Origin of the sequence: Pseudomonas tehranensis (assembly GCF_014268615.1) — a bacterium.
In the GTDB taxonomy this organism is placed as follows: domain Bacteria; phylum Pseudomonadota; class Gammaproteobacteria; order Pseudomonadales; family Pseudomonadaceae; genus Aquipseudomonas; species Aquipseudomonas tehranensis.
The window spans coordinates 1-11,671 of sequence record NZ_JABWQV010000001.1 but is presented as its reverse complement, the minus strand read 5'-3'; the positions used below and the strand labels follow the sequence as shown (position 1 = coordinate 11,671).

The window sequence follows — 11,671 nt, the reverse complement described above, 5'->3', positions numbered from 1 at the left end:
TAAGCTGCAACCCATTATCCGCAATATTCAGTCGGCCTCCCTGGACACCCGCAACAGCGCCGACACCTCTCTGGGCATCGCCCGCGAAGTCAGCGCGGGCATGCAGCGCCAGTACCGCGAAGTGGAGTTGGCCGCCACTGCCCTGCATGAAATGAGTGCCAGCGCCCAGGAAGTCGCCCGCAACTCGCACCGCGCCGCCGATGCTGCCTCCGCTGCCGAAAACGCCAGCCGCTCAGGCCAGGCCGTGTTCGCTACCGCCGTGCACAACATCGAAAACCTGGACCAACGCCTGGACGCAACCCTGAAGCAAGTGCGTGCCCTGGCCGAAAACAGTGCCCAGATCGGCCAGGTGCTGGACGTCATCTGCGCCATCGCACAACAGACCAATCTCTTGGCCTTGAATGCGGCTATTGAAGCGGCTCGGGCGGGCGAACAGGGCCGGGGTTTTGCCGTGGTGGCTGATGAGGTCAGGCACCTGGCCAGTAACACCCAAAGTTCGGTGGAACAGGTGCGCATGGTCATCGAATCGCTACAGCAACTGAGTCAGGACGTGGTGCACAGCACCCAGCTCAGTCGCGAACAAGCCGGCAGCAGCGTGCTGCAAGTCCAGCAGACGCGCACGGCCCTGGAGAACATCTCCCAGGCCGTGGACGTGATCGAACAGATGAACCAACAGATTGCCAGCGCGGCCCTGGAACAAAGCACCGTAGTGGATGACATCAGCCACCGTGTCAGCGACATTCGCGGCATCAGTGAAACGCTGACCACGCGAATGGGCGACGCCTCGAAGGCCAGCGACTCACTTTATGAAATGGCAGACCATCAGCAGCGCCTGGTAGGGCATTTCCGGGTCTAATGAGCCGGGAGAGCCCTCCTCCCGGCCCCTGTGGCGCTCGGTCCGATGAGCCGGCGCCGCGTACAAATGCAAAAGGCCGCGGGATAACTATTCGCTATCCCACGGCCCTGGCTACAGCGGCAAACCGTCAATCTTCCAAGGCACGAACCCGCTCGCAGCGTTGCTGCTCTTCAAGCTGGGCGGACAGCTGCAGGGTGAAATCGAACTCGATCTCAGCAAAACGACCGTTGACGCCGTGCGCCGCCGCACGTTGTTGATCCTCGCTGAAGGTGATTTTTGCGATCAGTTCATCACGAGTCGCGTAGGCGAAATCGTCGTGCAGGTACTTGTCGCCGTCGAGATTGATCTGGGTCGTCAGGTGGCGATGATCCGGCGCCGAGATGAAAAAGTGCACGTGTGCTGGACGCTGACCGTGACGTCCCAACTGATCCAGCAATTGCTGGGTCGGACCGTCCGGAGGGCAGCCGTAGCCTGACGGTACGATGCTGCGAAAGCGATAGCGTCCCTCGGTATCGGTGACGATGCGCCGACGCAAATTGAACGCCGACTGCTGGGTATCGAAGTAGGAGTAAGTGCCGCCCGTGTTGGCGTGCCAGACGTCGACAACCGCACCAGCCAATGGCTCGCCAGCGGTGTTGAACACCCGGCCCTGCATGAACAGCGGCACGCCCGGATCGCTGCCATCGTCCAGCCGAGCCTCACCTTGGCACAACGGCGCGCCTGCCACGTACAACGGTCCTTCGATCGTCCGCGGCGTGCCGCCAGCCTTGCCGGCCTGCTCGTCTTCGGCATCCATCAGCAGGTCGAGGTAATGTTCCAGACCGATCCCGGCCACCAGCAATCCCGCTTCCTGGCGAGCCCCCAGCACGTTGAGATAATTGACCGCTTTCCAGAACTCTTCCGGCGTCACGGCAAGGTCCTCGATGATGTTCACCGAATCACGCAAGATCCGGTAGAGCAGATCCTTGACCCGTGGGTTACCCCCATCGTTGAGCAGACCGCTGGCCTCTTCGAGAAATTTCTGGACACCGGCAGTGTGGGAAATCTTGACGTTCATTGCGTGGTTTCCTCATCTTTTAATTATTAGCGTAACGAACTGAACCGACTGGGATCAGCGGTCATCCTCATGGATGGAAGACGGATGGCGACACATCGCGGCAACTTCAATCGCCATGTAGGGGTACAGCGGCAACTGCATGAGCAAGTCATGCAGCTCCTGGACACTGTCGACATCGAACACACTGTAATTGGCATAGAGCCCGGCAATGCGCCACAAATGGCGCCATTTGCCTTGTTGCTGCAACCGTTGGGCTAGGGCCTTTTCATCGGCCTTGAGCCTGGCGGCCGTTTCTGGATCCATGTCGAGCGGCAACTGCACAGTCATCTTTACGTGAAACAGCATGGCGTTCTCCTCAGACTTGATGAACGACGGTGGAGGTTTTGTCGCGACGGAAGTACGCCAGGCGCTCTTCGTCCAGCGTCACGCCCAGGCCAGGGGTATTGGGCACATGCAGCTCGAAATCACGGTAAACCAACGGTTCACTGAGAATATCCTCGGTCAGCAACAGTGGCCCGAACAGCTCGGTGTCCCAGGTCAGTTTATTGAGCGTGATGAAGGCGTGGGCAGAAGCGAGTGTCCCCACGCCGCCTTCGAGCATGGTGCCGCCATAGAGGCCGATGCCGGCCGCGTCGGCAATCGCAGCGGTGCGTAGCACTGCACGAGGCCCGCCGTTCTTGGCGATTTTCAAGGCGAATACCGAGGCGCCCCCTTCCCGGGCCAGGTTGAATGCATCCTCGACGCATTCGATCGACTCGTCGGCCATGATCGGTGCGGGGCTCATGGCGTTCAGGCGCGCCATACCGGCGCGGTTATGACGGGAAATCGGCTGCTCGATCAAGTCGATGCCGTTCGAACCGAGAATCCGGCACGCACGTAACGCCACCGCTTCGTCCCAGGCCTGATTGACGTCGACCCTTACACTGGCGCGGTCGCCCAAGGCTTTCTTGATCGCCAGGACATGGGCCAGGTCGCGATTGACCTCACCAGCACCGATTTTCAGTTTGAAGAGGCGATGGCGGCGCAGGTCGAGCATCTGCTGGGCTTCGGCAATGTCTTTTTCGGTGTCACCACTGGCCAGGGTCCACGCCACCGGTAAGGCATCACGCACGCGGCCGCCCAACAGCTCGCTCACCGCCAGGCCAAGACGCTTGCCTTGGGCATCGAGCAATGCGGTTTCGATCCCCGACTTGGCAAAGGTGTTGCCACGAATGCTGCGCTCCAGGCGCAACATGGCAGCGTTCACATTACTGGCATCCTGGCCCACCAGCAGCGGCGCAAAGTGCCGGTCGATATTGGTCTTGATACTTTCCGGGCTCTCGTTGCCGTAGGCAAGGCCACCGATGGTCGTGGACTCGCCAATACCTTCGATGCCGTCGGCGCAGCGCACGCGAATGATCACCAGGGTCTGGTTCTGCATCGTGTGCATCGCCAGTTTGTGCGGGCGGATGGTGGGCAGATCGACGATGATCGTCTCGATCGCCTCAATGGCTGTTGCAAGCATGGCAATACCCGTCAGGTTCTTGGAGTTCTGGAACCGATTCTCGTACGGGTTTTTCTGGGGGGCCAATATAGAATTAGTCTGGCATGATACCTTTAAGGTATACCTCGAACCTCCGGAGATTGCCCATGGAGTTGCGTCACCTGCGTTATTTCCAGGTCTTGGCCCAGACCCTCAACTTCACTCGCGCCGCCGAGCTGTTGCACATCGCCCAACCGCCGCTGAGCCGCCAGATTCAACAATTGGAGGAGGAACTGGGCGTGTCGCTGCTGGAACGCGGGCGGCCGCTGAAGCTGACCGAAGCCGGGCGTTTTTTCCACGAGCACTGCGCAACCCTGCTCGAACAGCTGGGCAAGGTCTGTGACAACACGCGTCGGATTGGGCTGGGCGAGAAGACCTGGCTGGGCATCGGTTTTGCGCCGTCGACCCTGTACGGCGTGCTGCCAGAACTGATCCGTCGATTGCGCAGCGGCGAGACCTTGGCACTGGAGTTGGGCCTCTCGGAGATGACCACCTTGCAGCAGGTGCAGGCACTCAAAGCCGGACGCATCGATATCGGTTTCGGTCGAATACGGATCGATGATCCGGCGATTGTCCAGACGGTGTTGACTGAAGACCGGCTGGTGGCCGCCCTGCCGGCTGGCCATCCCTTGCTCGCCGGGCCCATCAGCCTGCAGCAACTGGCCGTGGAACCTTTCGTGCTGTACCCCGGCAACCCGCGTCCCAGTTATGCCGATCATGTGATCGCCTTGTTCGAATCCCACGGCCTTGGCATTGAGGTGGCGCAGTGGACCAACGAATTGCAAACCGCGATCGGGCTGGTAGGTGCGGGAATAGGCGTGACGCTGGTGCCGGCCTCGGTGCAATTGCTGCACCGCGACGACATTGGCTTCACGCCGTTGCTGGAAGACAACGCGACGTCACCGATTATCCTTAGCCGGCGCGTCGGCGATGTGTCAGCAGGCTTGAGTCACTGCCTGCACATGATTGATGAGCTGCTCGGCCAGGTCGGCGTGGGGCCTTAAAGCTTGTGGCTACCTAACGCCAGGTATCGCTGCGGCGACGTCTTGCGCAGTCGAGCCGCCAGTAGCACGCCACCCAGCAGGGCCGTGGGAATGACGGCGCAGAGGCCATAGGACAAGGCTTGGCTGGCGCCGGTCAGTACATCGAAATGCACCACCGCCAATACCAGGACCACCAATAGGGCAAGGCAAGAGAAGCCGGGGAAAATCCGCCCACGCCAGATTCCCAGCTTCAGCTCGGGGTGACGTCGAAAAAACATGAGTACCGCTGCCGAAGTGATCGCCATCAGTAAAATCACGCAAAGCGTGGCCAAGTTGGAGAGCCAGGCGAACAGCTGCAGGATCGGATCGGCATCCATGGCAGCAAAGATCAACACGACCACGGCAGAAATCAGACTCTGCAACACCGACCCCATATGGGGACTCTGGTGGACGCGATGGGTAGTGCCCAACCGGCGCGGCAGCAAGCCGTCACGCCCGATGGCAAAGAAGTAACGTGCCGCTGCGTTATGAAAGGCCAGCAGGCCGGCGTAGATACTGACCATGAACAGCACGCGGATAATCTGAGTCAGATACGGGCCGACAAAGTGATCGGACATGCCATAGATAAACGTCGTCGGGTCCTGCAACGCTTGCAGCGTGGGCACGATTTTGTCCGCCCCGACGCCCACCACCATCGACCAGACCGATAACGCGTAGAAACCACCGATCAGCAATACCGAGCAGTAGGTAGCGATCGGGATGGTACGTTGCGGGTTCTTGGCTTCTTCGCCGTAAATGGTCGTGGCCTCGAAACCGATAAACGCCGCGAAACAGAACAGCAAGCCGATTGACGGTGTGCCGCTGAACACATGGCTGCGATCGAAGGCGTCAAGGTTGATGCCGCTGTCACCGCCGGTCTTGAGAATGGCGAAATCCAGGGTCAGGATAGCCAGGTACTCGGCGATGACCACCACCGACAGCAACCGGGCCGAGAGATCGATCTTGCGATACCCCAGAATCGCGATGCTGGCCATCGCCATCAACGAGTAGGACCACCAGGGCAACTCCAGGCCAAAGACGCTGGCCATGGTGCCACTGACCACGCCCCCGAACATGCCATAGAGGCCGATCTGAAGGATGTTATAGGCGAACATCGCCAGGACCCCTGCCGCCCCGCCGGCCAGGCCACCCAGGCCGCGAGAGGTGAAGGCGTAGAAGCCACCGGCGTTGGTGACGTGCCGGGACATGGTGGTGTAGCCCACTGAGAACGTCAGCAAGACCGTCAAGGCCAGGATCAGCAACGCCGGAGTACCGGCGCCATTACCCAGCATGATGCCAATGGGAAAGCCACCGGCGATGACACTCAACGGGCTCGCTGCCGAAATCACGAAGAAGATGATGAAGCCGACACCCAGGGCACCACGTTTCAAATCCGTCGAACTGTTAATCGGGATAGATACACTCATTTTTCTTGACCTTATTGTATGAGGCAGTCGCTGTAGGATCGGCGCAGTCAATCTCTCACCGCCACCGAACAGCTCATTGTTCTTGTCGCACGCTGGATTCGATCCTATGCCTGCCCATGAATGCCTCGTTATCCCAAATCGGTAACGTCTCAGGCGCCATCCCAAAACAGGTCAAGGCAGCCTGCAGGCCCTGCTGATTCGGGATACCCGTCAACGCCGTGGGTGGCAGTCGCTCACTGCAAGGCGATACGCGCCGTCAGTGCCGCCGCTGCAGCTAAGTGCGACGGGCAAATATTCAGGCATGGGCGCAACCGGGGATGGCTGCGCGCGCGGTGTGGGATGGCAACTCGGCGAACAGCTCCTGGTACTCTGCGGCAAAATGGCTGAGGTGATAGAAGCCCCATTGGGCGGCGGCATCGCCGATCGAGAGATGCGAGGCGGGGGTGGACATCAAGGTCCGGCGCACACCGTTGAGCCTCACGGAGCGCAAGTAGTTCAGCGGCGTCGTCTCGGCAACCGAGCGGAAGCTGTTCTGCACGGTACGCCGGCTCACGTGGAGTCGCTGGCACAACTCGTCCACGCTGGGTACGTTGAGCACCTGCGCAGTCGTCAGACGATGGCATTTCTCGACGATGAAACTGCGCGTGGAGCTGGCGATGCGCTGGTGCTTGTCGCAGGCCGGGTCGGTCATGAGTTGCAGCAACTCGCCCAGCATGGCCTGCTCCAGCGCCGGATCGCCCGCACTGTCGAGTTCTTCGTGCGCCAGGGCCTGGGAGAACACCGCCAGCAACTGGCGGCGAGCATGGGCGAAGCGCTGGCTGGAAACCCTGATCACCGGTTGACGCAATAACTGGCTGATTTCCTTGGCCGACGGCGTTTGCGCCAACGCCTGCTCGAACCATTCACGTTCGAACGTGATGGACAGCAGCTCCATCCCCATCGGCATATGGAACATGAACTCCTCGCCACCCTGGAGAAAGAACAGGCTGCTGTCGTCCACTTCCCGCCCCTGCATCCGTGTCGAACCCGGGACAGTGATCGGCACTGCGAAGCACATCTTGTCCCGGGGAGCCACACCGTGCTGCACGACACGCTGGTTGATCTGCTCGCGAAAGACGTGGCATCGCGCAGTGGTCAACTGCATGAGCGAACTCTCGGCCAAACCGGCGGTTAACTGGTTGTAGTCCTGGTTCCACTCCTGAATGTTGGCCGCATGGACATGGATGTCTCGGAAATGGCTTACGTTGCTTTTTTTCATAATTCGCGAAAGCCTCGGTCGATATTCTTCTTATTAGATCACCTAAACATACAATATTCGCGCAATAAGAGATTATTGCAAATTTCCTCGACGTAGCGCCCTTCACTGGAACTGGCGTTCGGCGCGGCGCATCCATGTGCCGATTCGGGCTACCGGCCTGGGATGTGCCACGGGGATGATCGGCACACTGAATCCGACATCCTGAGAGGCCGTCATGAGCGAAACCAAATTTGAATCCCTCCACTTCGCGGATGCCCCGCGGATGACCTCCGGCACCGTGCCCGGCCCCAAGACCCGCGAGGCCCTGGCGTTGTCGGAGCGCACCGAGTCGATGGCGCGCGGCGGCGCACGCATGCCCGTGGCCATGGACCGCGCTTTCGGCGCGACCTTCAAGGACCCGGATGGCAACACCTACATCGACTTGTCCGCAGGCGTGGGCGTCAGCAGCGTAGGCCGCTGCCACCCCAAGGTGGTGCAGGCCATCCGCGAACAGTCCGAGGTGTTGATGCATGCCCTGGAAGTCAACAGCACTCGGCGCACCGAACTGGCAGCCAAACTCTCCGAGATCGCACCGGACGGCTTGCGTGGCGACTGCATCACCTTCTTCACGCAAGGCGGCAGCGATGCGCTGGAGGCTGCCATCAAGTTTGCCAAGCGCATCACCGGGCGGCACCAGATCATCGCTTTCCACGGTGGCTACCACGGCGTGTGGAACGCTTCGGGCTCGCTGACCACAGGCACCGCCTACCGCAAGGGTTACGGCGCCCAAATGGGTGGCGTCATTCACGCCCCCTACCCTTATGCCTACCGCTTCCCTTTCGACACCACTCACAAAAGCGCCGAGCAGATCGCCGGCGAGTACGTAGACTATCTGCTGAACACCCCCTACACCGCCGCCGATGACGTGGCCGCCGTGATCGTGGAGCCGGTGCAGGGCGAAGGCGGCTACGTGCCGCCCTCGGCAGAGTTCCTGCAACTGTTGCGCAAGGCCTGCAACCGCAGCGGCACGCTGTTGATCGTCGATGAAGTGCAATCCGGCGCAGGGCGCACCGGCAAGATGTGGGCGGTCGAGCACTCCGGCGTCAAGCCCGACATGCTCACGTTCGGCAAGGGTATCGGCAGCGACCTGCCGATGGCCGGCCTGATCATGCGTTCGGACCTGGCGGCCAAGATTCCAGACGGATCGATGCCCAATACCTTCGCCGCCAACTCGTTGTCCGCGGCAGTGGCGCTGACCAACATCAGCATCCTGCAAGACCCGGAGCTCGATCTGCTCAACCGCGCTCACACCCTGGGACTGGAAGCGCAGGAACGCATCCGAGGATTTAACAGCCCGTTCGTCGGTGAAGTACGCGGCCGCGGCCTGATGATCGGTATCGAGCTGGTGGAAGACCTGGTCACCAAGTCCCCCCTGGAACCTCAGAAGATCGGCCAGCTCATGGGCTACCTGTTGAACCACGGCGTGCTGATGATTCCCTGCGGTCGTTACAGCAACGTGATGCGCGTCATGCCCTCGCTGACCATCTCCCGCTCATTGTTCTTCAAAGCCCTGGACATCTTCCGCGACGCCCTGGCCTCTCTCAAGGCATGAGCTGTGTAACCCGACCTTTTCATATCACGCAGGCCCCCACATGACTCAGCACCTGAATCACTTTATCCAAGGCGCGTCCTTCGAAGCCTCCGACGGTCGTCGCATACCTCTCATCAACCCCGTGACAGAACAGCCGTACGGCAGCTCCGCGCGAGGCACGGCCGCGGACGTGGACCGCGCCGTGAGCGCGGCGCGCACCCAACTCGAGCATGGCGCCTGGAGCCAGCTTGACGGCGCCCAGCGCGCTCGATTGCTGTCGAAACTGGCTGACCTGGTCGAGCGCGACAGCGAATTGCTGGCCGATCTGGACGCTGATGCCATCGGTCGCTCCCCCCTCGAACCACGCCGGATGGACCTGCCCAACGCAATCGCCAACCTGCGCGCCGCCGCCGGCTGGGCCAATCAGCTGGAGGGGCGCACCATTCCCACGGGCGGATATTTCGGCGCCAAGACCCTCTCGTACACGGTCCGTGAGCCAGTGGGCGTGGTCGGCGCCATCGTGCCCTGGAACTCACCGCTGATGATCACAGTGTGGAAGCTCGCCGCGTTGCTGGCGGCGGGCTGCAGCGTGGTCATCAAACCTTCGGAAGAAACCCCGCAGTCGGCCCTGCACCTAGCGGCGCTGGCTCAGGAAGCGGGCTTCCCTGACGGCGTGATCAACGTGGTCACCGGCTACGGCGATGAGGTGGGCCGCGCGTTGTGCGAACACCCGCACGTCGCCAAGATAAGCTTCACCGGCAGCCCCGAGGCCGGCCGCGAGATCCAGCGCACCGCCGGCGTGCTGTTCAAGCGCGTGGCACTGGAGCTGGGCGGCAAGAGCCCACAGATTGTCTTCGACGACGCCTCCTTCGAGGACGCGCTGCGCGGCTGCGCGCTCGGCCTGTTCGTCAACCAGGGCCAGATCTGCGCAGCGGGCTCGCGCATCCTGGTCCACCGCAGCCTCGCCGATCGCTTCGCCGCGGCGCTTGCCGATGCGGCGCGCGAGGTCAAGGTAGGTGATCCCCGGCAGCCCGACATACAGATGGGGCCGGTGGCCAAGAAAGCGCAATTGGATCGCGTCAACCGCTACATCCAGCTGGGCATCGACCAAGGTGCCTCGCTACTGGCCGGCGGTGTATCGACCCCTGAGCGGGGCTGGTTCGTCCAGCCGACGATCTTCGCCAATGCCCGCAATGACATGGCCATCGCCCAGGACGAGATCTTCGGGCCTGTCGGCACAGTGATCACCTTCGACAGCGAAGATGAAGCGGTCGCCCTGGCCAACGATTCCACCTACGGTCTGGCGGCCACGATCTGGACCGCCGATCTGGCGCGAGCACACCGCGTAGCCGCTGCGGTAAAGGCTGGCGCCGTGGGTATCAACTGCTGGAGCCCGCTGGACGCCAACCTGCCCTGGGGTGGCGTCAAGGCCAGCGGCATTGGCCGTGAGGGCGGGTTTGGCGGTGCGTTGGCCTACACCGAGGAGAAGGTCATCACCGTACTGCTGCCGACCTGAAAACAATCACTGCACCGACCACCCTCGAGGCCTTGGGTCGCCGAGGGTGGTATTCAACCGTGCATTTTCGATGTCTTGATGATCAATGAAGAGGCTGCGATGAACGCCATAAAACAAGCGACAGTTGATCGATATCCAGCATCCCTGCGAGTGTTGCACTGGGTACGCGCCGTGCTTATCGCCGGCCTTCTCTGGGCCGGCTGGTATATGACCGGCATGGACGATGAAGTGGCGAGCAAGTACGAGCTCTACTACCCATGGCACAAATCCTTTGGCGTGTTGGCGTTTCTGCTGGTCCTGGTTCAGATCGCCCTGCGCCTGCGCAGCCCCAGGCTTCCGTTGCCGCCGGAAACATTGGCCGCCCATGAGCGGTTTTTATCACGCCTGGTGCAACGTGCCATGTACGTACTGATCGTCGCCGTACCGCTGATGGGGTACTCGATGTCCAGCACCTACACAATGAGCGACGGCGTGTTCTTTTTTGGCGTCAACCTTCCCGAGCTCCTGCCGAAAAATGACGACTGGTTCGTCGTCTTTCAATGGTTGCACAAGGTGCTCGCCTATACCCTGCTCGGGCTGATCGTGTTGCATGTCGCGGGCGCCCTCAAGCACCGGGTTCTGGACCGCGATCCTCGCAACGACGTCCTGCGTCGCATGCTTTGACTTGATCGATGCAGATTGGCGCCACCGCCGGTGGCGCCTCCCCTGGTCAAGCTAACTGAAACAGCCCTTCAACGTCAGGCCGCGAGCGGCGACTCAGAAAGTCACCCATACGATGAACTGCAAGTAAGTGTTCGTTGATGCGCTCCCGCTCTGCAGGCCACCGTTCCCCAGCCACTTCTCGGGTTTGTAGAAGCCAACGAGCGGCGAAAGGGTGATGTTGTCCGTCACCATCCAATCCAGAAAAAAGTCGACCTCGCGTGCACTGAAGTCCTGCACATCCCGACGGGAGAGCTGGTGGTAGTCGAAGGCCATCGCGTTAAGGGTCAACTTGTCGGTGGGTTGAACCGAGAGCAGCACGTCGTGGATCTGCATGTTCGAGGTCACCGACCCTGCGTAATTCGTGGCGACTTCACCCTGGTAGCGTTTGCGAAAACCGCCCTGGAACAGGAAGTCCCAGCCTTCGGAATAGCGTGTATAGCGATAGCTCACCGTCGGTTGCCATTTGACATCGGCGAAGGTGTAGCCCGCGTCGAAGAACATCCCCCGCTGCGACCCCGAGCGTTTCTCCTGGCGTGCCACTTCGAACGCAAAGTCGGCATTCTCGATGCCGGCATTGCCCTGGCCACGGATGCTGTAGATGTCCATGCCCTTGCGCTCACCCCGATCGGCAAAGACGTATCGCTCTTCGACATCCAGGCCACGCACGTACGTCGAACCGATCGAGCCGATGGGCGTCGTGTAGTCGACGGTGGCGGCCGCCACTTCGGTCTTGGATTGCCC

At 61.1% G+C, this 11,671-nt stretch carries 11 protein-coding genes; 5 read left to right on the top strand and 6 right to left on the bottom strand.

Annotated features, from left to right (window positions below; translation table 11 throughout):
- Window positions 1-100: 100 nt before the first annotated feature.
- On the top strand, window positions 101-856 hold the full coding sequence (locus HU811_RS27680; RefSeq protein ID WP_371913920.1) for a methyl-accepting chemotaxis protein: 756 nt from the start codon (window positions 101-103) through the stop codon (window positions 854-856).
- A gap of 127 nt (window positions 857-983) precedes the next feature.
- Here HU811_RS27680 and catA read toward each other — a convergent pair whose 3' ends face one another.
- From catA to HU811_RS00040, 3 genes are read right to left on the bottom strand one after another with little or no spacing between them, the layout of a single operon-like run.
- Window positions 984-1,913, bottom strand: a complete 930-nt coding sequence (gene catA, locus HU811_RS00050; protein ID WP_092396383.1) for a catechol 1,2-dioxygenase — start codon at window positions 1,911-1,913, stop codon at window positions 984-986.
- A gap of 54 nt (window positions 1,914-1,967) precedes the next feature.
- Window positions 1,968-2,258, bottom strand: a complete 291-nt coding sequence (catC, locus tag HU811_RS00045) for a muconolactone Delta-isomerase (protein WP_186653009.1) — start codon at window positions 2,256-2,258, stop codon at window positions 1,968-1,970.
- Between the two features lie 10 nt (window positions 2,259-2,268).
- Window positions 2,269-3,417, bottom strand: coding sequence for a muconate cycloisomerase family protein (locus tag HU811_RS00040; RefSeq protein WP_186653007.1), 1,149 nt, complete (start codon window positions 3,415-3,417; stop codon window positions 2,269-2,271).
- A gap of 125 nt (window positions 3,418-3,542) precedes the next feature.
- On the opposite strand from HU811_RS00040, the gene HU811_RS00035 reads away from it, so the two are divergent.
- A complete protein-coding gene (locus HU811_RS00035; protein ID WP_186653005.1) occupies window positions 3,543-4,439 on the top strand; it encodes a LysR family transcriptional regulator in 897 nt (298 codons plus the stop codon).
- Here HU811_RS00035 and HU811_RS00030 read toward each other — a convergent pair.
- Window positions 4,436-5,884: an APC family permease gene (locus tag HU811_RS00030; RefSeq protein ID WP_186653003.1), complete on the bottom strand. Its 1,449-nt coding sequence runs from the start codon at window positions 5,882-5,884 to the stop codon at window positions 4,436-4,438. The genes HU811_RS00035 and HU811_RS00030 overlap by 4 nt on opposite strands.
- Before the next feature lie 295 nt (window positions 5,885-6,179).
- The gene (locus HU811_RS00025) at window positions 6,180-7,142 is read right to left on the bottom strand and encodes a helix-turn-helix domain-containing protein (RefSeq protein WP_186653001.1); all 963 of its coding nucleotides are present in this window, start codon (window positions 7,140-7,142) and stop codon (window positions 6,180-6,182) included.
- Window positions 7,143-7,356: 214 nt separating this feature from the next.
- On the opposite strand from HU811_RS00025, the gene HU811_RS00020 reads away from it, so the two are divergent.
- The 3 genes from HU811_RS00020 to HU811_RS00010 all read left to right on the top strand — a co-directional run bounded on the left by HU811_RS00020 (window position 7,357) and on the right by HU811_RS00010 (window position 10,891).
- Window positions 7,357-8,733, top strand: coding sequence for an aspartate aminotransferase family protein (locus HU811_RS00020; protein WP_186652999.1), 1,377 nt, complete (start codon window positions 7,357-7,359; stop codon window positions 8,731-8,733).
- A 40-nt stretch (window positions 8,734-8,773) separates the two neighbouring features.
- Entirely contained in the window at window positions 8,774-10,228 is a 1,455-nt protein-coding gene (locus HU811_RS00015; protein ID WP_186652997.1) for an aldehyde dehydrogenase family protein, read from the top strand.
- 99 nt (window positions 10,229-10,327) lie between these two features.
- Entirely contained in the window at window positions 10,328-10,891 is a 564-nt protein-coding gene (locus HU811_RS00010) for a cytochrome b (protein WP_186652995.1), read from the top strand.
- Window positions 10,892-10,984: 93 nt separating this feature from the next.
- Here the strand turns inward: HU811_RS00010 and HU811_RS00005 are convergent.
- Window positions 10,985-11,671, bottom strand: a 687-nt coding sequence (locus HU811_RS00005; protein WP_225248352.1) for an alginate export family protein, incomplete at its 5' end; no start/stop codon positions are given.